17 protein-coding genes and 1 riboswitch are annotated in these 21,854 nt (G+C 71.9%); of the genes, 6 read left to right on the forward strand and 11 right to left on the reverse strand.

The annotated features are described in order from the left end of the window. Nucleotides 1-100: 100 nt before the first annotated feature. The 3 genes from HUT16_RS11305 to HUT16_RS11315 form a co-directional block, all read right to left on the reverse strand. The gene (locus HUT16_RS11305) at nt 101-1,132 is read right to left on the reverse strand and encodes a M23 family metallopeptidase (RefSeq protein ID WP_176187900.1); all 1,032 of its coding nucleotides are present in this window, start codon (nt 1,130-1,132) and stop codon (nt 101-103) included. Between the two features lie 5 nt (nt 1,133-1,137). Continuing rightward, nucleotides 1,138-1,291, reverse strand: a riboswitch (cyclic di-AMP (ydaO/yuaA leader). Between the two features lie 367 nt (nt 1,292-1,658). Beyond that, nucleotides 1,659-1,853, reverse strand: a complete 195-nt coding sequence (locus HUT16_RS11310; RefSeq protein ID WP_176187902.1) for a hypothetical protein — start codon at nt 1,851-1,853, stop codon at nt 1,659-1,661. Nucleotides 1,854-2,309: 456 nt separating this feature from the next. Beyond that, on the reverse strand, nt 2,310-3,521 hold the full coding sequence (locus HUT16_RS11315; RefSeq protein WP_254897756.1) for a PP2C family protein-serine/threonine phosphatase: 1,212 nt from the start codon (nt 3,519-3,521) through the stop codon (nt 2,310-2,312). Between the two features lie 161 nt (nt 3,522-3,682). Between HUT16_RS11315 and HUT16_RS11320 the strand changes: the two genes are divergently transcribed. After that, on the forward strand, nt 3,683-4,936 hold the full coding sequence (locus HUT16_RS11320) for a GNAT family N-acetyltransferase (RefSeq protein WP_176187904.1): 1,254 nt from the start codon (nt 3,683-3,685) through the stop codon (nt 4,934-4,936). Nucleotides 4,937-4,982: 46 nt separating this feature from the next. Here the strand turns inward: HUT16_RS11320 and HUT16_RS11325 are convergent, their stop codons facing one another. After that, nucleotides 4,983-5,468 carry a ribose-5-phosphate isomerase gene (locus HUT16_RS11325; protein WP_176187906.1) on the reverse strand — a complete coding sequence of 162 codons (486 nt, stop codon included), beginning with the start codon at nt 5,466-5,468 and terminating at the stop codon, nt 4,983-4,985. A gap of 71 nt (nt 5,469-5,539) precedes the next feature. Continuing rightward, on the reverse strand, nt 5,540-6,136 hold the full coding sequence (locus HUT16_RS11330) for a biotin transporter BioY (protein WP_176187908.1): 597 nt from the start codon (nt 6,134-6,136) through the stop codon (nt 5,540-5,542). 287 nt (nt 6,137-6,423) lie between these two features. Between HUT16_RS11330 and HUT16_RS11335 the strand changes: the two genes are divergently transcribed. After that, on the forward strand, nt 6,424-7,818 hold the full coding sequence (locus tag HUT16_RS11335; RefSeq protein WP_176187910.1) for an amino acid permease: 1,395 nt from the start codon (nt 6,424-6,426) through the stop codon (nt 7,816-7,818). A gap of 72 nt (nt 7,819-7,890) precedes the next feature. Here HUT16_RS11335 and HUT16_RS11340 read toward each other — a convergent pair whose 3' ends face one another. Further along, entirely contained in the window at nt 7,891-8,460 is a 570-nt protein-coding gene (locus HUT16_RS11340; protein ID WP_254898285.1) for a disulfide bond formation protein DsbA, read from the reverse strand. Between the two features lie 241 nt (nt 8,461-8,701). Here HUT16_RS11340 and pepN point away from each other — a divergent pair, with 241 nt between their 5' ends. Then, the gene (gene pepN, locus HUT16_RS11345; protein ID WP_176187914.1) at nt 8,702-11,287 is read left to right on the forward strand and encodes an aminopeptidase N; all 2,586 of its coding nucleotides are present in this window, start codon (nt 8,702-8,704) and stop codon (nt 11,285-11,287) included. A gap of 10 nt (nt 11,288-11,297) precedes the next feature. On the opposite strand, the gene HUT16_RS11350 is transcribed toward pepN, so the two are convergent. The 5 genes from HUT16_RS11350 to acnA all read right to left on the reverse strand — a co-directional run bounded on the left by HUT16_RS11350 (nt 11,298) and on the right by acnA (nt 19,235). Beyond that, nucleotides 11,298-12,251, reverse strand: a complete 954-nt coding sequence (locus tag HUT16_RS11350; RefSeq protein ID WP_176187916.1) for a carbohydrate ABC transporter permease — start codon at nt 12,249-12,251, stop codon at nt 11,298-11,300. Nucleotides 12,252-12,261: 10 nt separating this feature from the next. After that, nucleotides 12,262-13,194, reverse strand: coding sequence for a carbohydrate ABC transporter permease (locus HUT16_RS11355; protein ID WP_176187917.1), 933 nt, complete (start codon nt 13,192-13,194; stop codon nt 12,262-12,264). Between the two features lie 127 nt (nt 13,195-13,321). Continuing rightward, on the reverse strand, nt 13,322-14,719 hold the full coding sequence (gene ngcE / locus HUT16_RS11360; RefSeq protein ID WP_176187919.1) for an N-acetylglucosamine/diacetylchitobiose ABC transporter substrate-binding protein: 1,398 nt from the start codon (nt 14,717-14,719) through the stop codon (nt 13,322-13,324). 371 nt (nt 14,720-15,090) lie between these two features. Then, entirely contained in the window at nt 15,091-16,422 is a 1,332-nt protein-coding gene (locus HUT16_RS11365) for a glycoside hydrolase family 18 protein (RefSeq protein WP_176187921.1), read from the reverse strand. 167 nt (nt 16,423-16,589) lie between these two features. Beyond that, complete coding sequence (acnA, locus tag HUT16_RS11370) at nt 16,590-19,235, reverse strand: aconitate hydratase AcnA (RefSeq protein WP_176187923.1); 2,646 nt, start codon at nt 19,233-19,235, stop codon at nt 16,590-16,592. A 445-nt stretch (nt 19,236-19,680) separates the two neighbouring features. On the opposite strand from acnA, the gene HUT16_RS11375 reads away from it, so the two are divergent. The 3 genes from HUT16_RS11375 to HUT16_RS11385 all read left to right on the forward strand — a co-directional run bounded on the left by HUT16_RS11375 (nt 19,681) and on the right by HUT16_RS11385 (nt 21,710). Continuing rightward, nucleotides 19,681-20,202: a SigE family RNA polymerase sigma factor gene (locus HUT16_RS11375; protein ID WP_176187925.1), complete on the forward strand. Its 522-nt coding sequence runs from the start codon at nt 19,681-19,683 to the stop codon at nt 20,200-20,202. Between the two features lie 343 nt (nt 20,203-20,545). Continuing rightward, on the forward strand, nt 20,546-21,253 hold the full coding sequence (locus HUT16_RS11380; RefSeq protein ID WP_176187927.1) for a hypothetical protein: 708 nt from the start codon (nt 20,546-20,548) through the stop codon (nt 21,251-21,253). A gap of 61 nt (nt 21,254-21,314) precedes the next feature. Further along, nucleotides 21,315-21,710 carry a type II toxin-antitoxin system VapC family toxin gene (locus HUT16_RS11385; protein WP_254897757.1) on the forward strand — a complete coding sequence of 132 codons (396 nt, stop codon included), beginning with the start codon at nt 21,315-21,317 and terminating at the stop codon, nt 21,708-21,710. Nucleotides 21,711-21,854 lie beyond the last annotated feature (144 nt).

Below are 21,854 nucleotides of genomic sequence, written 5' to 3' on the forward strand. Positions count from 1 at the left end.
CCGACCGCACCAGCGGCCGGGGCCGTCGCCGTTCCCGCCCCGGAACGGCCCGAAGGCCCCGCGCAGCGGATCGCGGGGCCTTCGGGGGTGGTGCCGGGGATCAGACGTTGACGCCGTGGGCCGCCAGGTAGGCGACCGGGTCGATGTCGGAGCCGTAGTCCGGGGTGGTGCGGATCTCGAAGTGCAGGTGCGGGCCGGTCACGTTGCCGGTGGCACCGGACAGGCCGATCTGCTGGCCCGCGGTCACGGACTGGCCGGCCGAGACGGAGATCGAGGAGAGGTGCGCGTACTGGGCGTACTTGCCGTCGGCGAGCTTGATGACGACCTGGTTGCCGTAGGCGCCGCCGTTGCCGGCCGAGACCACGGTGCCGTTGGCGATCGCCTTGAGGCTGGTGCCGGTGGCGACCGGGAAGTCGATGCCGGTGTGGTAGCCGCTGGACCAGCTGGAGCCCGCCACCTTGTAACCGGTGGTGACGCTGCCCGGCGCGGGGGCGACGTAGCCGGAGGAGGAGCTCGCGGAGGAGCTGCTGCCGCCGGTGGTGGTGGAGGTGGTGGTGGAGGTGGTGGCGGTCGACGACTTCGCGGTCGACGACTTGGCGGTCGAGGACTTCGCGGTCGAGGACTTCGCGCTCGACGACGAGGAGGTCGACTCCTGGGCCTGGGTCTTCTCGGTGCCGGTGCTCGACTTGGCCGAGGTCTTCGGGGCGGCGGCGGGGGCCGCGGCGTCCGAGGAGGTGGTGGCGGAGCCCGTCGCGGCCTTGCCGTTGACGGTCAGCTGCTGGCCCGGGTAGATCAGGTTCGGGTTGCCGCCGATGACCGAGCGGTTGTCCTGGTAGAGCTTCTCCCAGCCGCCGTCGACGTTCTTCGCGTCGGCGATCTTGGAGAGGGTGTCGCCGGCGGCGACCCGGTAGGACTCGGCGGCGGCCGAGGAGGCGGCGCCGTGGTCGGCGACGGGGGTGGCGTCGACCGAGACGCTGGCCCACGAGCGGCCGCCGTCGTGCTGGTCGGTGGTGCCGTGCGCGGAGGCGGCGGTGGCCGGGAGGCCGACCGCGGCGCCGGCGACGCCGACGGCGATGGCGATGCGGGCGACGGTGGCCAGGCGCGGCTTGCGGTGCTTGCCCTGAGCGGACATGAAGCTGTTCCTCTCCGACGCCTACGAGGTGAGCTGTCGGGTTCGGGCGAGAGTTGCCCGGCCGCGTTCTCCGCGGCTTCACCCCGAGCCGTTCCCGTGCGTTCCGGGCCCGGCGTACTACCTGTGGTTCCCCCGCTCCTGCCGTGGCGTGGTGTCTGGTCGGCACCGAACGGCGGCAGGACTAGGCGTTCCGCTCGGTGGCCCACCCGGCCGATGTCCGGGCTGCGGAGGAAGCAAAACCCACGGCTCACGGAGCTGGCAAGCGCCGGTAGGCCCCGTTCCCGGGCTCGGGAGGGGGCTGACGGTCCGCCAGGTCACGCTGTGCCGTCGGGGGGCTGCGGTGCGCGTACGGGATCATGACCGTGCGCCCACGAACCATGTACGGTGGGCGACTTCGGCCACCGTGCGCGTCCGGGCGCCGACCCCGCGTGACGCGGCGGGTGACCCTGGTCACCCGCGGGCAGGACTCTGCGACGGCCGGGGGCGTCTCCCGTCCGTCGGAACGTGCGCTCCGGGGTCGGGCGAGTCAGCCCGCGATGCCGGAGATCGCCTTGGAGACGGACTGGAGGAACTGGGTGATCGGGGATGCCATGTTCGACTGGCTGAGCATGAAGCCGAATAGCGCCGCCATGATCGCGTGACCGGTCTTCAACTGCTTGTTGCGGATGAAGATGGCGACGATGATGCCGAACAGGACCAGGGCGGAGACGGAGAAGGCCACCGGGACTCACTTCCTCGATTCGTGGCGGGGATTCGGGTCGGAACCGGCGACGGCTCCAGGCGGAAACCGGCCCGTGCCCCCCGTGTCCCCACCACTCCATCCGGACTCAGTGTGGTCGCTCGTGCGGAGTGCGTAAAGGACTTGCCCAGTCACCCGGGGCCCCAACCCGGGTGCTGGGGCTGATTTCCGCCGACCGTGACGATAGCGGACGGGTCCTGACGGGCCGTCGGTGGGATGCGGTCCGCCACGGCCGGGGCGGCAAAGCGGCAGGCAGACCGGGCATCCGCCCACCGACCGGGTATGCCAGTGGAATTGGCCGAAGATCAACGCCCTGGTTTGACACTCCGTGGGCACTTCCTGCTCACCCTTCGTGCACTCCCGCCACCGGCGGCGGCCCGGGGCGCGGCGCCCGCGCACGGGCCCCGGCCCGCGGCGCCCGGCGGCGCCCGGTGACGTTCAGCGGCGCCAGACCAGCAGCACCGCGCGGTCGTCGTTGACGTGCTTGGCGACGCTGTCGATCAGCCGGACCGCCGCCCCCGAGCGCCCGGCCACCGGGGTGGTGGCGACCAGCCGGTCGGCCTCGCCCATCAGCCGGTCCATGCCCTCGTCCAAGTCCCGGCCGGGGATCTCCACCATGCCGTCGGTGCACAGCATCAGCACGTCGCCGGGGCCCAAAGTACCGCGCACGCCTTCGAACTTGGCGCCGTCGTAGACACCGAGCAGCGGCCCCTCGGCCTCCTTGACCTCCCAGTGGCCGGCCCCGGCGAGGCGGTGCATGCCGGGGAGGTGGCCGGCCGAGAGGAGCTCGTACTCGCCGGTGTCCAGGTCGAGGACCAGGTGCGCGGCGGTGGCGAAGCCCTCGGCCCAGTCCTGGCGCAGCAGGTAGCCGTTGGCGGCGGGCAGGAAGTCGTGGGCGGGCAGCGAGCCGAGGAGTCCGCCGAAGGCGCCGGAGAGCAGCAGGGCGCGGCTGCCCGCGTCCATGCCCTTGCCGGAGACGTCGGCGAGGACGACTTCGAGCACCCGGCCGCCGGGGCCGGTGCGGGCGGCGACCATGAAGTCGCCGGAGAAGGACTGGCCGCCGGCCGGGCGCAGCGCGGTGTCGGTGTGCCAGCCGTCGGGCAGCCGCGGGACGCGGCCCTGCACCCGGATCCGCTCGCGCAGGTCGAACAGCATGGTGGAGCCGCCGCGCCAGGGCACGCCGATCCGGCGGCGGAACTGGGCGACCAGCAGCCCGGCGACGCCGACCGCGCCGACCACCAGGGCGGCGCCGGGGGTGACGCCGTGGGTGTACGCCTCGGGGCGCTCGCTGGCCACCTGCTCCCCGGTGTGCACCACGGACTCGGTGATCAGGCCGGCGGCCGCGGCGGCGTACAGCAGCACCAGGGTGCCGGGGCGCAGCAGCAGCGCGCCGGCCAGGATCGGCAGGACCAGGGCGGTGGGCGGGGCCCAGTCGGGGACGGCGACGTTGAGCAGCACCAGCAGCGGGACGGCCAGGGCGAGCGCGGCGAACGCCCACCAGTCGGCGCCGTCGCCGCGGAAGTAGTCGACGCCGGTGCGGCGCAGCCTGCGCCGGGCCCGGTACAGCGCCGCGCGCAGCCGGGCCGTCACGGGTTCGCGGGACGGCGGGCCGCCCCGGCCCGTCGCACTGGGACGCGCGCTGCCGGCCATGGGGACCGACCTTATCCACCGCCGGTGCCCGCGTCGACGGGCCGGGTGGCACCGGGTGCAGCGGAGGTGGCACGCCCGGCGGGTTTCGGCCGCCCGGGACACGTCGGGCGCGGGGCGGTTATTCGCTCGCCGGGCCCCGATCCGGCTGGTAGGCAGGCCCCATGACGATTCGACACCCCGAACTGACCGTCCGGCCGCTGCGCGACGAGGAGTGGGAGACCTGGTACCGGAACGTGGAGGTGGCCTTCGGCGGTGGCGAGGAGGCGCCGGAGGCCCGGGAGTTGTGGCGGCGGCTGATCGACGTGGAGCGCACGCTGGTGGCCTGCGCGGCCGGCCGGCCGGTGGGCGGGACGACCTCGTTCGACTTCCGGCTGGTGGTGCCGGGCGGGGCGGTGCTCCCGGCGGCGGGGGTGGCCGCGGTGGGCGTGCTGCCGACCCACCGGCGGCGGGGTGCGCTGAGCGCGCTGATGCGCCGCCAGTTGGACGACGTGCGGGCGGCCGGGGAGCCGCTGGCGGTGCTGACCGCCTCCGAGCCGGTGATCTACGGGCGGTTCGGGTACGGGCCGGCCACCCGGAAGACCGCGGTGTCGATGCTGCGCGGCAGGGTGCGGGTGCGCACCCCGGAGCGGGACGGCGAGGTGGTGCTGCGGCTGGCCGACCCGGTGGCCGAACTGCCGCGCTGCGAGGAGTTGTACGCCGCCCTGGCCGCCGCCCGGCCGGGCACGCTGCTGCGGCGGCCGGGTTGGGAGGAGGTGGCGGTGCTGGACGCGCCGGCCGACCGGGGCGGCTTCTCCCCGCTGCAGTGCGTGCTGGCCGAGGACGCGGCTAGCGGTGAACTGCTGGGCTACGCCCGGTACGCGGTGAAGTCGGAGTGGACCGACCGGGGCGCGGCCGGGGTGGTGCGGGTGCGGGTGGTGCAGGGGGCCGAGCCCTGGGTGGCGGCCCGGCTGTGGGAGTTCCTGCTGGACCTGGACCTGACCGAGCGGGTGGAGGCGCCCAACCTGCCGGTGGACGACGCGCTGCTGCACCTGGTGTCGGACGTCCGGCACCTGGTGCCGCGGATCGTGGACGGGATGTACGTGCGGCTGGTGGACCTGCCGGCCGCGCTGGCGGCGCGCGGCTACCCGGTGGGGGTGGACCTGGTGCTGGAGGTGACCGACGCGTTCTGCCCGTGGAACGCCGGGCGTTGGCGGCTGACGGCGGCGCCGGGCGGCCCGGCCTCCTGCGTGCGGACCGGGGATGCGGCCGAACTGGAGCTGGACGTCCGCGAGTTGGGCTCGGTGTACCTGGGCGGCGGTTCGCTGGCGGCGCTGGCCGCGGCGGGCCTGGTGCGGGAGCTGCGGCCGGGGGCGCTGGAGCCGGCCTCGGCGGCGTTCCGCTCGGGGCTGGAGCCCTGGCTGCCGCACGGCTTCTGACGGCGGCTGCGCGGGGGACGCCCGGGCGGGCGTCCCCCGGCGCGGCTCAGCCCTGCGGGTGGTGGGCCGGGATCGGCGGGAGTTCGCCGGTGGTCTCGTACTCGGACAGCATCTCGATCCGGCGGGTGTGCCGCGGCTCGCCGCTGTAGGGGGTGTTGAGGAAGATCTCGACGAACTTGGTGGCCTCGTCGAGGGAGTGCATCCGGCCGCCGACCGAGACGACGTTGGCGTTGTTGTGCTCGCGGCCGAGGGCGGCGGTCTGCTCGCTCCAGGCGAGGGCGGCCCGGACGCCCTTGACCTTGTTGGCGGCGATCGCCTCGCCGTTGCCGGAGCCGCCGATCACCACGCCCAGTGCCTCGGGGTCGGCGGCGGTGCGCTCGGCCGCCCGGAGGCAGAACGGCGGGTAGTCGTCCTCGGCGTCGTAGATGTGCGGGCCGCAGTCGACCGGCTCGTGCCCGGCCCCCTTCAGCCACTCGACGAGGTGGTTCTTCAGTTCGTATCCGGCGTGGTCGGAGCCCAGGTAGACGCGCATGACCACGAGTGTGACATGCCGCCGGGCCCGCTCCCCGACAGGGGCGCGGGCCCGGCGGGCGTGACCGTCCGTCAGCGGCGGCCGAGCAGCTTCCAGGTGAGCGGCAGGGCGCCCATCGCGAGCGCCACCTTGAGCGCGTCGCCGACCAGGTACGGGTAGAGGCCGAGGTGGGCGGCCTTCGCCAGCGGGACGTCCAGGGCGAAGGCCAGGTAGGGCACGCCGACGGCGTAGATCGCCAGGCTGCCGAGCACCATCGCGCCGGCGGTGGCCAGCGGGCTGCGGTCGGCGCCGCGGCGGGCCAGCGCGCCGGTCAGCGCGGCGGCGACCACGAAGCCGATCACGTAGCCGAGGGTGGCCAGGCCCGCGCCCGAGGTGCCCTGGGCGAACCAGGGCAGGCCGGCCGCGCCGGCGGCCAGGTAGAGGCCGAGCGCGGCGGCGCCGCGGCGGGCGCCGAGCGCGGTGCCGACCAGCAGCGCGGCGAAGGTCTGGCCGGTCACCGGCACCGGGGAGCCGGGGACGGGCACCGAGAGCTGCGCGGCCAGGCCGGTCAGCGCGGCGCCGCCGGCGACCAGGGCCAGGTCGCGGGCGCGGGCACCGAACCGGGTGGCGGCCTGCGGCAGCAGGTCGGCGAGGACGGCGGTGGACGGTGTCGGCGCGGCGATGGCCATGGCTGCTCCCTGGGTTTCCGTTGGCTCCGGTGCGGGTGATCACCTGTGAACCTACGTGCTGTCAGGTGCTTCGCGCCGCGTCGGGCGTGACAAAAGCCGACCGTCCCGGCTTGTCGGATCCGGCCTGTGACGGGGCCCTCACCCGCACGGTGAGCGTACGGCCGACCACCTCGCGTCACGCCCGCGTCCGGATGGCGGTACCGCTTGGGAGGTCCACATCCCATGCCGAATAGTGGACAGACCCCCTTTGAACATGACCAATCAGTCGAACAGTCTGGAACCGCCGCATGACCCGCACCCCCACCCCCGAGACCGCTCCCGCCCGGGAGGCGGCCGCCGAGGACGCGGGCCTGTCCCACGGGCTCAAGCAGCGCCACCTGTCGATGATCGCGCTCGGCGGCGTGATCGGTGCCGGGCTGTTCGTCGGCTCCGGGGCCGGGATCGCCGCGGCCGGGCCGGCCGTGGTGCTGGCCTTCGCCGCCTCCGGGCTGCTGGTGATGCTGGTGATGCGGATGCTCGGCGAGATGTCCGCGGCCCGCCCCGCCTCCGGCTCCTTCTCGGTGCACGCGGACCGGGAGATCGGCCGCTGGGCCGGGTTCACCGTCGGCTGGCTGTTCTGGGTGCTGCTGTGCGTGGGCGTCGCGGTGGAGGCGATCGGCGCGGCCGGGATCGTCTCCGGCTGGCTGCCCGGCGTGCCCTCCTGGGCCTGGGTGGCGGTGTTCATGGCCTTCTTCTGCCTCACCAACCTGGCCGCCGTCCGCAACTTCGGCGAGTTCGAGTTCTGGTTCGCCGCGGTGAAGGTGCTGGCCATCGGCGCCTTCCTGGTGATCGGCGTGCTGGCGGTCTGCGGCCTGCTGCCCGGCACCCCGGCGCCGGGGCTGAGCAACCTCACCGGCCACGGCGGCTTCCTCCCGAACGGCGCGAGCGGCCTGATCACCGGCCTGCTCGCCTCGGTGTTCGCGTACGGCGGCCTGGAGACGGTCACCATCGCCGCCGCCGAGTCCGAGGACCCGCGGCGCAGCGTGGCGATCGCGGTGCGCACCGCGATGTGGCGGATCGCGCTGTTCTACGTCGGCTCGATGGCGGTGATCGTCACGCTGGTGCCGTGGGACGACCCGGAGGTGGTCAAGCCGGGCCCGTACGTCGCCGTGCTGGACGCGCTGGGCATCCCGGGCGCCGCCCAGCTGATGAACGTGGTGGTGCTGGTCGCGCTGCTGTCCGCGATGAACGCCAACATCTACGGCTCCTCGCGGATGGCGCACTCGCTGATCGCCCGCGGCCACGGCCCGCGCCCGCTGTCCCGGATCTCGGGGGGCGTCCCGCGCCGCGCGGTGCTGGCCTCCTGCGCGTTCGGGTTCCTGGCGGTGCTGCTCTCGTACTGGTGGCCCGAGACGGTGTTCTCCTGGCTGCTGAACATGGTCGGCGCGGCGGTGCTGGTGGTCTGGGGGTTCATCTGCGTCGCCCAGCTGCGGACCAGGCGGCACCTGTCGGCGGCCGAACTGCCCGTCCGGATGTGGGCGTTCCCGTACCTGACCTACCTGGCGCTGGCCGCGATCGTGGCGGTGCTGGTGCTGATGACGCTGGACCCGGCCAACCGCGTCCAGCTGTACTTCACCGCCGGGCTGACGCTGGTGCTGGCGGTGTCCGGGTACCTGCGCGGCCGCCGGCCGGCCGCGTCCTGACCCGCCGGGCCCCCTCCCGACGCGCCGGAACCCCGCGCCCCTGGCGGGTGCGGGGTTCCGGTGCCGGGCGGGCTACTCGAAGGACGGGCCGGCGGTGCGGGTGCGCTTGATCTCGTAGAAGCCGGGGGTGGAGGCCACCAGGACGGTGCCGTCCCACAGCCGGGCCGCGGCCTCGCCGCGCGGGGTGGGGGTGACGACCGGGCCGAAGAAGGCGACGCGGTCGCCGTCCGGGCCGTCGACGGCGATCACCGGGGTGCCGACGTCCTCGCCGACCAGGCCGATGCCCTCGGCGTGCGAGGCGCGCAACGCCTCGTCGTACGCGTCGGTGTCGGCGGCGTCGGCCAGTTCCTCCGGCAGGTTCGCGGCGCGCAGCGCGGCCACGAGGGTCTCCCGGTTGTTGGGCAGGCCCTGGTTGTGGAAGCGGGTGCCGAGCTCGGTGTAGAGCGGGCCGAGCACCTTGTCGCCGTGCGCCTGGGCGGCGGCGATCAGCACCCGGACCGGGCCCCAGCCGGCGGCCAGCAGCGCGCGGTAGGACTCGGGCAGGTCGTCCCGGTTCTCGTTCAGGACGGACAGGCTCATCACGTGCCAGCGGGTGTCCACCGGGCGGAGCTTCTCGACCTCCAGCATCCAGCGGGAGGTCATCCAGGCCCAGGGGCAGATCGGGTCGAACCAGAAGTCGGCGATCTTGCGGGAGTCTGCGGTCGTCACGGACGGCGCCCTTCGGGTCGGCGGGTCGGGGGTTTCCCCCGGGATCCAACTCCGCGCCGGCCGCGATGATTCCTCCCCCAGTGCAATGGCACAGGTCCTCGCGCGTGAAAGGATGCCCCCGAAGGGGTGCCATGAACACTCCGAAACCGTGTGTTCCGTACAGAGGAGTACCGACGTGCCGGGCAAGAACCTGAGCCGTGAGGAGGCCCGCGACCGGGCCGCGATCATCCGGGTGGAGAGCTACCGCGTGCACCTGGACGTCAGTGCGGCGGCCGACCCCGGCCGGCCCACCTTCCGTTCCACCACCCGGATCTCGTTCGACTGCGCCGAGCCGGGCGCGAGCAGCTTCGCCGACCTGCTGGCCCCCGAGGTGGTCTCGGTCGAGCTGAACGGCCTCGCGCTGGACGCGGCCGAGGTGTTCGACGGCACCCGGGTCGCGCTGCCGGTGCTGGCCGCGCACAACGAGCTGACCGTGGTCGCCGAGTGCGCCTACAGCCGCACCGGCGAGGGGCTGCACCGCTTCGTCGACCCGGTGGACGGCGAGACCTACCTGTACACCCACTACGAGCCGGCCGACGCCCGCCGGGTCTTCGCGAACTTCGAACAGCCGGACCTGAAGGCCCCGTTCGCCTTCACCGTGACCGCCCCGGCGGCCTGGGACGTGTACGCCAACGCGGTGCCCGCGGAGATCACCGACGAGGGCGCCGCCCGCACCTGGGAGTTCGCCCCGACCCGGCCGATCTCCACCTACCTGACCGCCGTGGTGGCCGGCCCGTACCACGTGGTGCGCGACCACTACGCGCGCGAACTCCCCGACGGCACGGTGCTGGAGATCCCGCTGGCCGCCACCTGCCGGCGCTCGCTCGCCCCGCACTTCGACGCCGAGGAGATCCTCACCGTCACCAAGCAGGGCCTGGACTTCTTCCACCAGGAGTTCGACTACCCGTACCCGTTCGGCAAGTACGACCAGTGCTTCGTCCCCGAGTACAACATCGGCGCGATGGAGAACCCGGGCTGCGTGACCTTCCGCGAGGAGTTCGTCTTCCGCTCGAAGGTCACCGGGGCCGCGTACGAGTCCCGGGCCAACGTGATCCTGCACGAGATGGCGCACATGTGGTTCGGCGACCTGGTCACCATGAAGTGGTGGGACGACCTGTGGCTGAAGGAGTCCTTCGCCGACTTCATGGGCTCCTACGCGCAGATCGGCGCGGGCACCCGGTACCGCTCCGCCTGGATCACCTTCGCCAACCGCCGCAAGGCCTGGGCGTACCGGCAGGACCAGTTCCCCACCACCCACCCGATCACCGCGGACATCCGCGACCTGGAGGACGCCAAGCTCAACTTCGACGGCATCACCTACGCCAAGGGCGCCTCCGTCCTCAAGCAGCTGGTCGCCTACGTCGGCCGGGACGCCTTCTTCGAGGGCGCCCGCGGCTACTTCAGGAAGCACGCCTTCGGGAACACCGTCCTCACCGACCTGCTGGACGCCCTGGAGGAGACCAGCGGCCGCGACCTGCGCACCTGGTCCGCCGCCTGGCTGCAGACCTCCGGCGTCAACACGCTGACCCCCGAGGTGGTGTGCGACGCCGAGGGCCGGATCACCGAGCTGGCGATCCGCCAGGACGGCGAGCCGCTGCGCCCGCACCGGATCGCGGTCGGCCTGTACGACCGGGCCGGGGACGGCGCGCTGCTGCGCACCGGCCGCTTCGAGCTGGACGTCGCCGGGGAGCGCACCGCGGTCGCCGAGGCGGTCGGCCGGGAGCTGCCCGCGCTGGTGCTGGTCAACGACGACGACCTGACGTACTGCAAGGTCCGCTTCGACGAGCACTCGCTGGAGACCCTGCGCACCGGCCTCGGCGACATCGCCGACGGCGCGGAGGCCGGCGGGCCGAGCCTGGCCCGGGCGCTGGCCTGGTCCGCGGTGTGGAACCTCACCCGGGACGGTCTGATGCCCACCCGGGACTACCTCGACCTGGTGCTGCGCTTCGCCGGCCGGGAGTCCGACATCGGCGTCCTGCAGTCGCTGCACCAGCAGGCCGGCAGCGCGCTGGCGGTGTACGCCGACCCGGCCCGGCGCGCCGAGTACGGCACCGCGCTCGCCGAGTGCGCGCTGCGCGAGCTGGCGCAGGCCGCCCCCGGCAGCGACCACCAGCTGGCCTGGGCCCGCTTCCTGGCCGACACCGCCGAGCGCGCCGACCACCTGGAACTGCTGCGCGGGCTGCTCGACGGCACCGGCCGGATCGACGGCCTGGCGGTCGACCAGGAGCTGCGCTGGAGCTTCTGGCTGGCGCTCGCCTCGCACGGGCGGGCCTCCACCGAGGAGCTGGCCGCCGAACTGGCCCGCGACAACACCGCCAGCGGCCGCCGCCAGCAGACCCAGTGCCTGGCCGCGCTGCCCACCCCGGGCGCCAAGGCCGCCGCCTGGACCTCGGTGGTCGACTCCGAGGAACTGCCCAACGCCCTGGTGGAGGCCCAGATCGCGGGCTTCAACCGGGCCGGGCAACGGGAGCTGACCGCCGGGTACGCCGAGCCGTACTTCGAGATGCTGGAGTCGGTCTGGGCGGAGCGCTCGATCGAGATCGCGATGCGGATCGTCGGCGGCTTCTTCCCGCGCTACCAGACCTCCGCCGGGACGCTGGCGGCCACCGACGCCTGGCTGGCCGGGCACCCGGACGCCGCCCCGGCGCTGCGCCGGCTGGTGCTGGAGTGCCGGGACGACCTGGCCCGGGCGCTGCGGGCCCAGGAGTGCGACGCCCGGTGACGCGCCGCGGCTACTTCAGGGTGGCCGAGGTCAGGCCCGCCTGGACCTGGCGCTGGAAGGACAGGTACACCACCAGCACCGGCAGCATCGCGATCGTCATGCCGGCGAACAGGCCGGGGAAGTCGCTGGCGTAGCCGGACTGCTGGGCCAGGTTCATCAGGCCCTGGGCCAGCATCGAGCGGTCCGGGTCACCGCTGCTCTGCTGCTGCATCAGGGTCAGCGGCAGCAGGTACTGGTTCCACTGGCCGAGCACGTTGAAGATGAACACGCTGATCAGGCCGGACTTCGCCATCGGCACCATGACCTGGAAGAACGCCCGGCTGTGCGAGCAGCCGTCGATCATCGCGGCCTCGTGGACGGCGCTGGGCAGCGACCGGAAGAACGAGTGCAGGAAGAACACGGTGAACGGCAGCGAGTAGGCCGTGTACACCAGGATCAGGCCGGCGTACTGGTTCAGGCCCAGCCACGGGATGACGGTGCCGAGGTTCTTCATCATGAAGAACAGCGGGACGAGCGCCAGGTAGACCGGGAACATCGCGCCGGCCACGAAGAAGTAGTAGATGACCCGGTTGCCGCGGAACTCGTAGCGGGCCAGCACGTAGGCGGCCATCGAGCCGAGCAGCATGGTCAGGGTGAGCGACCCCGCCAGCACGATCACGGTGCTGATGAAGAAGTCGCCGATGCCCTTGTCCCAGGCGCGGGTGAAGGCGTCGAAGCCCCAGTGCGAGGGCCAGCTCCAGGCGCTGTCGCCGATCTCGGTGTTGTTCTTGAACGAGCCGAGGACGATCCAGATCAGCGGGACGATGATCAGCACGGCCCACAGGGCCAGGAAGCCGTGCGAGAAGACGTTGAGGACTCCCCCGCCGTCGGCGAAGCGCTGCGCCTTGCCGGACGTGCGCGGCTTGTCGTTCCCGCCGCTGCGCTGGGCCGGGATGCCGGTGGTCGCGTCGGTGTTGGTGCTCATGCCGGGAACCTCAGAACTCGATCTTCTCGCGCCGGGTGACCCGGAGCGAGACGACGGACAGGACCAGGGTGATGAAGAAGATCACCACACCCATGGCGCAGGCGTAGCCGGCCTTGCCGTAGGTGATGAAGTTGCGCATCAGCAAGGTCGCCATGATCTCGCTGTGGTGGTCCGGGCCACCGCCGTAGTACGCGCCGGGGGTCATGGTGGAGACCAGGGCGAAGGCGTCCATCGCGGCGATCGCGAGGTAGACCCAGGCGGTCTGGATGCTCTCCCAGAGCAGCGGCAGCGTGATCTTGAAGAAGGTGGTGCCGCGCTTGGCGCCGTCCAGCAGGGCGGCCTCGTAGATGTCCTTCGGGATGCTCTGCATGGCGGCCGAGAACAGCACCAGGTAGAAGCCGACGCCGGACCAGATGATCACGCCCATGACGCACCACAGGCCGAAGGTCGGGTTGGACGCGAAGTCCCAGGGGTGGTTCTCGTCGACGATGCCGAGCCCGATCAGGACGCCGTTGAGCAGGCCGCCCTTGTCGGTCCGGTACACGCCCTGGAACAGCACCGACAGGATGGCGACCGACAGCACCTGCGGGAAGAAGAAGACGACCTTGTAGAAGGCCGAACCGCGCACGCCCTGCACGCCGCCGGTGCCGCTCTTGCCGCCCACGTTGAGCATGAAGGCGAAGAACAGCGCCAGCAGGATGGTGGCCAGCGGCAGCACGATCAGCAGCAGCAGGTTGTGCTGGAGCGCGTCGAGGAAGGCGCTGTCCTGGAAGAGCTTGGTGTAGTTGTCCAGCCCGATGAAGTTCATGTCGGGCGAGGCGCCGGACCAGTCGGTCAGCGAGTAGCCGAAGGTCTGCAGGTAGGGCCAGATGACCAGGGCGATGTACAGCACGACGGGAACCACGAGGAACCCGAAGATGAAGGGTGTTTTACGGTGTCGCATGGGAGCTGCTCCTGTCCGCCGACAGCCTGTGGTCAGACAGGCCTGGAACTGCGGTATCGCGTGGAACGGCCGGGGCCCGCGCGCGGGCCCCGGCCTTGCGGTGACAAGCCGTCGGCCTGCTGGGGTGTCAGACCTTCTTGGAGGTCGCGGCCTTGCCGCGGGAGACCCACTCCGCCGGGGAGATGCGCTTGTTGACCAGCTCGTTGGTGGCGTTCTCGACCTCGGCGTCGAACGCGGTCTGCAGGTCCTGGAAGCTGAAGTTGAAGGTGACGTCGCCGGCCGCCGTGACCGCCGCGGCCGAGGACTTGGTGCCCGGCTTGAGCGGGACGTCCGCGTTGACGCCGTCCTTCAGGACGGTGAGCGAGTTCGCGGTGGCCACGAACTTCGAGGAACCGTCCTTGGTCAGCATCATGCGCAGGAACTCGAGGCCGCCGGCCTTGTTCTTGGCCTTGCTCGGGACCATGAACGGCTCGCCGGCGCCGGCCCACAGGGCGGTGGCGGGCAGCTTGTCGTTCGGCAGCGACGGGATGGGCAGGAAGGCCATGTCGAAGTCGGCCGGGGTGGAGGCCAGCATCTCGTTCTCCAGCCAGGAGCCGGACGGGATGAAGGCGGCCTTGCCCTGGCACCAGGCGGTCTGCGACTCGGTGTGGGTCATGCCGTTGGTGCCGGGGAGGAGGAAGTCGCCCTCCATGATCTTGTTGAACGCGGTGACGCCGGCCAGCACCGCCGGGTCGTCCCAGGCCGTCGCGTCACAGGCGTTGATCTTCTTGACCAGGTCCAGGCCGCCCTGCTTGGCGATCAGGCTGAAGATGACGTAGTTCGCGTAGTAGGGGTACTTGCCCTGGTGCGCGAAGGGGGCGATGCCCGCGGCCTTGATGGTGCCGCAGAGGGTGATGAACTCGTCCCAGGTCTTCGGCGGGGTCCAGCCCTTCTCCTTGAAGAGCTTGGCGGAGTACCACAGGCCGAACACGGTGTAGACGTAGTTCAGCGAGTACATCTTGCCGTTGATGGTGCCCTGCTCGACGGTGCCGGGCAGCAGGACGTCGCGGATCTTCTTGGTCGGGTCGTCCAGGTAAGGGGCGTCCAGCAGGACCGTCAGGTCGGTCAGCTGGTCGGCGCTGACCAGGACGTCCGCCTTCATGGCCTGGGCACCGGAGTTGTCGAAGACGTCCGGCGGGCTGCCGGCGTTGAAGCGCGGCTGCAGCTTGCCGCTGATCTCCTGGGTGCCCAGGTGGGAGACGTTGGCACCGGCGTACGCCTTCTTGTAGGCGTCCTCGAAGACCTTGGCGTAGTCGTCGCCGTAGCCGCCCTTGAAGATCACGACGTCGAGCGCGTCGCTGGCCTTCACGCCGAACGGGTTCTTGTTGTCGCTGCCGAGCGTCGGGGAGGCACCCGACTTGCTGTCACTGCTGCCGGAACCGCCGGCGCAGGCCGCGAGCAGCGAGGTGCCGCCCGCCGCGAGGACGGTGATCGCGGCCGCGCGCTTGAACAGGTCGCGACGGTTGTACTCAGTTGCAGAGCCCATGAGTGCCCTAACCCCTCAGTTCCAGAAGAAGTGGACCTGAGCTGACGAAGCGTCAACTCCCGTGGCCCGGAAGGTGCCCAGCGGCGAAGGTGCCGGTCAGAGGCGGTGTGATGATGCTGCAAAGGTATAGTCCACTGTTCACCCAGCGGCAATAGTCAGCGGGTCCGATAACAAACCTGACGGTCGAACCGTTGTCCGCGATGCAGCATGTGCAATGTGCAGGAACCCTGCTTATTGCGTGTCCGCGCCAGGCATGGACCGAAATCTAGCGCGAACGTGTTCGTTTGGACATAGAAACGCGCAGCTTCGCGCATCATGGTCATCGAACCGTGATGCGCGAAGCCGCGCGCGGTACTGCGGCCGACCCGGGGTCAGCAGTCCCGGAGGCCCTTGTCCAGGGCGGCCACCAGGGTGCCCTGGGCGTCGTCGTTGTCGAGCGACCAGGCCATCACGCCGCCCAGGTCGTTCTCCTCGACGTACCGGGCCTTGCTGGTCAGCAGGTCCGGGGTGTCGTACGTCCAGAACTCGGTGCCGTCGTACTTCCAGGTCGCCCCGTGCGAACGGTCGGTGAAGACCGTGCCCGGCAGGTTCTTGATCTGGTTGTACGGCAGGTTCCCGCCCCGGGCCAGGCCGGTGGCGGACTGGTACAGGCCGTTCTTCTTCGGGCCGGCCGGCACGCCCGTCCAGCCGTAGCCGTAGAACGGGACGCCCACCACGGCCTTCTTCGCGGGCAGGCCGCGCTCCAGGTAGGTCCGCACCACCCGGTCGACGCTCAGCTTCAGCCCGGAGGCGTCGGCCTTGTCGGTGTACAGGTTGGCGTCGTGGTTGGTCGGCCCCTGGGCCTCCCACGGGCCGTGCAGGTCGTAGGTCATCAGGTTCAGCCAGTCCACCGACTTGGCGACCTTCCCGACCTCGAACTGGTCGATCTTCGCCTCGCCGGCCGGGACGGCCGCGGTGAGCAGGTAGTGCGGGCCCTTCCGGCCGGACAGCGCGTCCAGCTGGCGGCGGAACTCCTGCATCAGCAGGGTGTAGTTCTTCCCGTCCTCGGGGCGCACCACGTTGCCGCCGTCACCGCCGCCGCCCGGGTACTCCCAGTCGATGTCGATGCCGTCGAACACCCCGGCGCCCGCGCCCGCGCCGCCCTCGGCGGAGCCCAGCTGCGGCAGGTTGCCCTTGAGGTACAGGTCGATGCAGGAGGAGACGAACTTCTTCCGGGACTCGTCGGTGAGCGCCGCGTCCGAGAAGTACTTGGACCAGCTCCAGCCGCCCAGCGAGATCACCGCGCGCAGCTGCGGGTTCTTCGCCTTGAGCTTGCGGATCTGGTTGAAGTTGCCCTTGAGCGGCTGCTCGGCGGTGTCCGCCACGCCGTCCACCGACTCCTCGGCGCCCACCGGGCGCTGGTAGTCGGCCCAGGCGTCGCCCACCCCGGCCCCGTTGGCCTCGAAGCAGGTGCCGTCGGCGGAGACGTTGCCGAAGGCGTAGTTGATGACGGTCAGCTTGCCGGCCTGACCGCTGGTCTGGACGTTCTTGGCCGTGAAGCCGCTGTAGATGCCCCACTGGGTGAAGTAGCCGACTCGCTGGCCCTCCAGCCGGTGGTTCTTCCCGCGGTCGTCGTTCCCGTGCGCCTGCGCGGCGGCCGGGGAGACGAGCAGGGCGCCGAGCGTGGCCGCGACGAGGAGCGCGGCGGAGCTGCGTCTGGTCATTCCGTGAATCTCTCCGATTCAGCGTCAATTGGTATGGACCATGTGCTGTGGAGAGGTTTAGTCCACCCGGCGGTGCCCGCACAAGGGGAACGGCAGGATCCGTGCCGGGGAACGGCGAGGGCCGCACCGCCCCTCACGGGACGGTGCGGCCCTCACCCGGTGCCCGGTCAGCCGATCAGGCTGCGCAGCACGTACTGCAGGATGCCGCCGTTGCGGTAGTAGTCCGCCTCGCCGGGGGTGTCGATGCGCACCACCGCGTCGAACTCGACCTCGCCGGCCTTGACCTTGACGGTCTTCGGGGTGCGGCCCTCGTTCAGCTCGGTGACACCGGTGAACTCGAAGGTCTCCTCGCCGGTCAGGCCCAGCGAGTCGGCGTTCTCGCCGGCCGGGAACTGCAGCGGCAGGACGCCCATGCCGATCAGGTTCGAGCGGTGGATGCGCTCGTAGGACTCGGCGATGACGGCCTTGACGCCGAGCAGCGCGGTGCCCTTGGCCGCCCAGTCGCGGGACGAGCCGGAGCCGTACTCCTTGCCCGCCAGGACGACGAGCGGGACGCCCGCGGCCTGGTAGTTCTGCGAGGCGTCGTAGATGAACGACACCGGGCCGTCGGCCTGGGTGAAGTCGCGGGTGTAGCCGCCCTCGGTGCCCGGCGCGATCTGGTTGCGCAGGCGGATGTTGGCGAAGGTGCCGCGGATCATGACCTCGTGGTTGCCGCGGCGCGAGCCGTAGGAGTTGAAGTCGCGCTTCTCCACGCCGTTGGCGGTCAGGTACTGCGCCGCCGGGGTGCCGGGCTTGATGTTGCCGGCCGGGGAGATGTGGTCGGTGGTGACCGAGTCGCCCAGCTTGGCCAGCACGCGGGCGCCGGAGATGTCGGTCACCGGGCTCGGGGTCTTGGCCATGCCCTCGAAGTACGGGGGCTTGCGGACGTAGGTGGACTCGGCGTCCCACTCGAAGGTGTTGCCGGTCGGGACGGGCAGCGACTGCCAGCGGTGGTCGCCCGCGAAGACGTCCGCGTAGTCCTTGGCGAACATCGCCTCGTCGATGGAGCCGGCGACGGTGTCGGCGACCTCCTGCTCGGACGGCCAGATGTCGGCGAGGAAGACGTCGTTGCCGTCGGCATCCTGGCCCAGGGCGTCGCGGGTGATGTCGACGTTCATGTTGCCGGCCAGGGCGTAGGCGACCACCAGCGGCGGGGAGGCCAGGTAGTTCATCTTGACGTCCGGGTTGATCCGGCCCTCGAAGTTGCGGTTGCCGGAGAGCACCGAGACGACCGCGAGGTCCGACTCGTTCACCGCGGCGGAGACCTCCTCGGGCAGCGGGCCCGAGTTGCCGATGCAGGTGACGCAGCCGTAGCCGACCAGGTTGAAGCCCAGCTTCTCCATGTACGGGAGCAGGCCGGCCTTCTCGTAGTAGTCCATGACGACCTTGGAGCCGGGCGCCAGGGTGGTCTTGACCCACGGCTTGACCGTGAGGCCCTTCTCCACGGCCTTCTTCGCCAGCAGGGCGGCGCCCAGCATGACGGAGGGGTTGGAGGTGTTGGTGCAGGAGGTGATCGAGGCGATCACGACCGCGCCGTTGTCGATCTCGTAGGTCGAGCCGTCGGGGGCGGTCACCGCGGTCGGCTTCGACGCCTCGGCCGAGTAGGTCGGCAGCGCCTCGGCGAACTTCTGCGCGGCCTCGGCCAGGATCACGCGGTCCTGCGGGCGCTTCGGGCCGGAGATCGACGGGACGACGGTGGAGACGTCCAGCTCCAGGTACTCGGAGTAGACCGGCTCGACCGACGGGTCGTGCCAGAGGCCCTGCTCCTTGGCGTACGCCTCGACCAGGGCGAGCTGCTGCTCGTCGCGGCCGGTGAGCTTGAGGTAGTTGATGGTCTCGGCGTCGATCGGGAAGATCGCGCAGGTCGAGCCGAACTCCGGCGACATGTTGCCGATGGTGGCGCGGTTCGCCAGCGGGATCGAGGTGACGCCCTCGCCGTAGAACTCGACGAACTTGCCGACCACACCGTGCTTGCGCAGCATCTCGGTGATGGTGAGCACCAGGTCGGTGGCGGTGGTGCCGGCCGGGAGCTGGCCGTTGAGCTTGAAGCCGACCACGCGCGGGATGAGCATCGAGACCGGCTGGCCGAGCATCGCGGCCTCGGCCTCGATGCCGCCGACGCCCCAGCCCAGCACGCCCAGGCCGTTGACCATGGTGGTGTGCGAGTCGGTGCCGACGCAGGTGTCGGGGTACGCCTGGCCGCCCCGGACCATGACCGTACGGGCGAGGTGCTCGATGTTGACCTGGTGGACGATGCCGGTGCCGGGCGGGACGACCTTGAACTCGTCGAACGCGGTCTGGCCCCAGCGCAGGAACTGGTAGCGCTCCTTGTTGCGGCCGTACTCGATCTCGACGTTCTGGACGAAGGCGTCCGGGGTGCCGAACTTGTCGGCGATGACGGAGTGGTCGATGACCAGCTCGGCCGGCGCCAGCGGGTTGATCTTGGACGGGTCGCCGCCCAGCTCCTTCACGGCCTCGCGCATGGTGGCCAGGTCGACCACGCAGGGCACGCCGGTGAAGTCCTGCATGATCACGCGCGCCGGGGTGAACTGGATCTCCTCGGACGGCTCGGCCGTCGGGTCCCAGCCGCCGAGGGCGCGGATGTGGTCGGCGGTGATGTTGGCGCCGTCCTCGGTGCGGAGCAGGTTCTCCAGCAGGACCTTGAGGCTGTACGGCAGCCGCTCGGCACCCTCGACGGCGGAGAGCTTGAAGATCTCGTACGACTCGTCGCCCACCTGCAGCGAGCTGCGGGCGTCGAAGCTGTTCGCGGACACGACTGACTCCTTCTTGGTCCACCCGGTGATAAGGTAAGCCTCAGCTAACCTGACTGCCGCCGCTTACCGAGCCGATGATGGAAGGCCTGCGCCTCTCGACAAGTATCTTGACGTCAAGATAAAGCGTAACGCGGAATGTATCTCGATGTCGAGATAAACCATAGTGCATGGGCTCCACCCGCACTCCACCGGCTCGTCCCGCCGCGTCGCCGCGTCGCCGCGGCCTTCCCACCAGGGTGCACCTCCCCGCCCCCGCGAGCACCCGAACGGGCCGCGGCCGGAGCGGGCGGCCCGCGCCGTGCACCGGCCGCGGGCCGGTTGTAACGGAACCGGCCGGCCCGCGCGTCCTGTCCTTCGGGTAGGTGTCGGTAGGCGCCGGGTAGGTGTCGGTAGGCGCCGGGCGGGTGTGACGGGGCCGGGACGGCGGACGACGACGGGGGCGCGGATGGCGGTGGGACGGCGCAGGGCGGCCGAGGAGCGGCGCGAGTTCGAGGAGTTCGCGCACACCCGGGGCGCCGCGCTGTTCCGCACCGCGCTGCTGCTGTGCGGCGACTGGCACCTCGCCGAGGACCTCACCCAGACCGCCCTCGCCCGGATCTACGCCTCCTGGAACCGGGTGAAGCACGCCGAGAGCCCCGCCGCGTACGCCCGCACCGTGCTGGTCCGCTGCTACCTCTCGCACCGCAGGCTCCGCCGCAGCACCGAACTGCCGGTGCTGGACAGCGTCCCCGAGCAGGCCGCCCCCGACCACGACCCCGCGCTGCGGGTCGCCCTGCTCGCCGCGCTCGCCGAACTGCCGCCCAAGGACCGGGCCGTGCTCGTGCTGCGCTACTGGGAGGACCGGAGCGTCGACGAGACCGCCGCCGAACTCCAGCTCTCCCCCGGCACCGTCCGGGTCCGCGCCCTGCGCGCGCTGACCAGACTGCGCCGCCAGCTCGCCCCGCACCTGGACAGCCTGGTGCCGTGACCGACCGCCCGCCCGGTGCCGCTGCCCGGCCCTGCCCCTCTCCTTGCCCCCGCCCTTTCCCCTGCTCCCGCCCCTCTCCCTGTCCCTCCGCACCGTCCCGCGTCCGTGGCGGCCGTCAGAAAGCGAGATACCTCCCGATGCCCGAGCAGGAGCTCAGCGACGTCTTCGTGCGGGCGGTCGGCGACAGCGTGCCCGACCTCGGCCTGCTGGTCGCCGGGGCCACCGCCGAGGGGCGGAGCATCCGGGTGCGGCGGCGGCTCGCGTTCACCGGGGCGGTCGCCGCCGTCGCCGTGCTGGCCGTCGGCGGCGGGCTGCTGCTGCGCCCCGCCCGCCCCCGCCCGCCGTGTCGGCCGCCGTGTCGGCCGCCGCCCCCGGGGCGGGCCCCGGCGTCGCGTCGGCCACCCTCCCGCCCGCCCCGGACCGGGACCTCGTGCTCGACACCGTGGAGAAGTTCGCCCCGGCGGACCTGCCCAGGGGCACGTGGGAGGTCGACGGCGCGGACACCCGGGGCAGGCCGGGGGGCGCGCCCGAGGTCTCGGTCCTGATCCGGTTCCGCGACGCCTCCGGGGCGGACGCCGGAACGGTCGAGGTGCTCGCCCAACGCGCCCCCGGGTCCCTGGGGCTGGCGCGCACGGAATGCGGCGAGGGGCCGACCGCGGGCGGCTGCGAGCTCAGCGGGGACAAGGACTTCGACACCGTGGCGGTCGCCCGCCCCGCCGAGGCCGACCGCCCGGTCAGCTACCGGGCGGACCTGCTGGACCACGACGGACTGCGGATCGTCGTGACGTGCACGGGGCGGGCGGGCGGCGTCCCGCCGCTGGAGCAGACCGACGTCGGCAAACTCGCGGTGGTCCTGCGCCAGAACCTCTTCCGCTCCGAGGACCCGGCCGAGGTGCTCGCCCGGAAGGAGGCCGCCGCGAACGCCGAGTCCCCGCCCGCGTCCCCCGAACCCACCCTCACCCGGCCGGCGGGCGGCACCGCCGGTGCCGGTGCCGGCGGTACTGACGGCTCCGGCGGTTCCGGCGGCGCCTGGAACGGCTCGGGCCGGTAGCGGGCGGACCCCGGTGGCGGGGCGGTGGAGGCGGGCGGGCTACCGTGGGCGGGTGATCGTGGTGGACGCTTCCGCAGTGGTGCTGTCGCTCTCCGACCGGGGGCCCCGGGGCGACGCCGCCCGGGCCGCGCTGGCCGCCGACCCCGAGTGGGTGGCGCCCGAGCACGTGGTGATCGAGGTGATGCAGTCGCTGCGCGGCCTGTACCTCGCCAAGCAGCTGACGGCCGACGAGGTCGCCGAACTCACCCTCCGACTGCCGGAGTTGGCCATCCGCAAGGTGGAGGTCGCCCCGCTGCTCGGCCGGATCTGGGAGCTCAAGGACAACCTGACCCCGGACGACGCCGCCTACGTCGCGGTCGCCGAGCGCTACGGCGCCCCGCTGGTCACCGCCGACCTGCGCCTGATGCGCGCCAGCGGGCCGCGCTGCGAGATCCGCGGCATCACGGCGACGGGCTGACCCGCACCGCACGGGCCGGCGTCGCACGGACCAGCGCCGCGTCGCCACCGGTCGGGGGCGCCGGGCCGGACGCCGTTCGAACCCGGTTCCCGTACGGGTGACTGCGGGCGGCGGTGCGGCACGGCGGCGTGCGCGGCGGTGCGG

This window comes from Kitasatospora sp. NA04385 (assembly GCF_013364235.1).
Taxonomy (GTDB): Bacteria; Actinomycetota; Actinomycetes; order Streptomycetales; family Streptomycetaceae; genus Kitasatospora.

Bases quoted from the DNA above. Each gene is read 5' to 3' on its own strand.
- HUT16_RS11355 (WP_176187917.1), bottom strand. From the start codon at position 13,194: ATGCGACACCGTAAAACACCCTTCATCTTCGGGTTCCTCGTGGTTCCC.
- HUT16_RS11350 (WP_176187916.1), bottom strand. From the start codon at position 12,251: ATGAGCACCAACACCGACGCGACCACCGGCATCCCGGCCCAGCGCAGC.
- HUT16_RS11340 (WP_254898285.1), bottom strand. From the start codon at position 8,460: ATGACCTCCCGCTGGATGCTGGAGGTCGAGAAGCTCCGCCCGGTGGAC.
- HUT16_RS11375 (WP_176187925.1), top strand. From the start codon at position 19,681: ATGGCGGTGGGACGGCGCAGGGCGGCCGAGGAGCGGCGCGAGTTCGAG.
- HUT16_RS11335 (WP_176187910.1), top strand. From the start codon at position 6,424: ATGACCCGCACCCCCACCCCCGAGACCGCTCCCGCCCGGGAGGCGGCC.
- HUT16_RS11325 (WP_176187906.1), bottom strand. From the start codon at position 5,468: ATGCGCGTCTACCTGGGCTCCGACCACGCCGGATACGAACTGAAGAAC.
- HUT16_RS11315 (WP_254897756.1), bottom strand. From the start codon at position 3,521: ATGGCCGGCAGCGCGCGTCCCAGTGCGACGGGCCGGGGCGGCCCGCCG.
- HUT16_RS11330 (WP_176187908.1), bottom strand. From the start codon at position 6,136: ATGGCCATCGCCGCGCCGACACCGTCCACCGCCGTCCTCGCCGACCTG.
- ngcE (WP_176187919.1), bottom strand. From the start codon at position 14,719: ATGGGCTCTGCAACTGAGTACAACCGTCGCGACCTGTTCAAGCGCGCG.
- HUT16_RS11305 (WP_176187900.1), bottom strand. From the start codon at position 1,132: ATGTCCGCTCAGGGCAAGCACCGCAAGCCGCGCCTGGCCACCGTCGCC.
- HUT16_RS11320 (WP_176187904.1), top strand. From the start codon at position 3,683: ATGACGATTCGACACCCCGAACTGACCGTCCGGCCGCTGCGCGACGAG.
- HUT16_RS11365 (WP_176187921.1), bottom strand. From the start codon at position 16,422: ATGACCAGACGCAGCTCCGCCGCGCTCCTCGTCGCGGCCACGCTCGGC.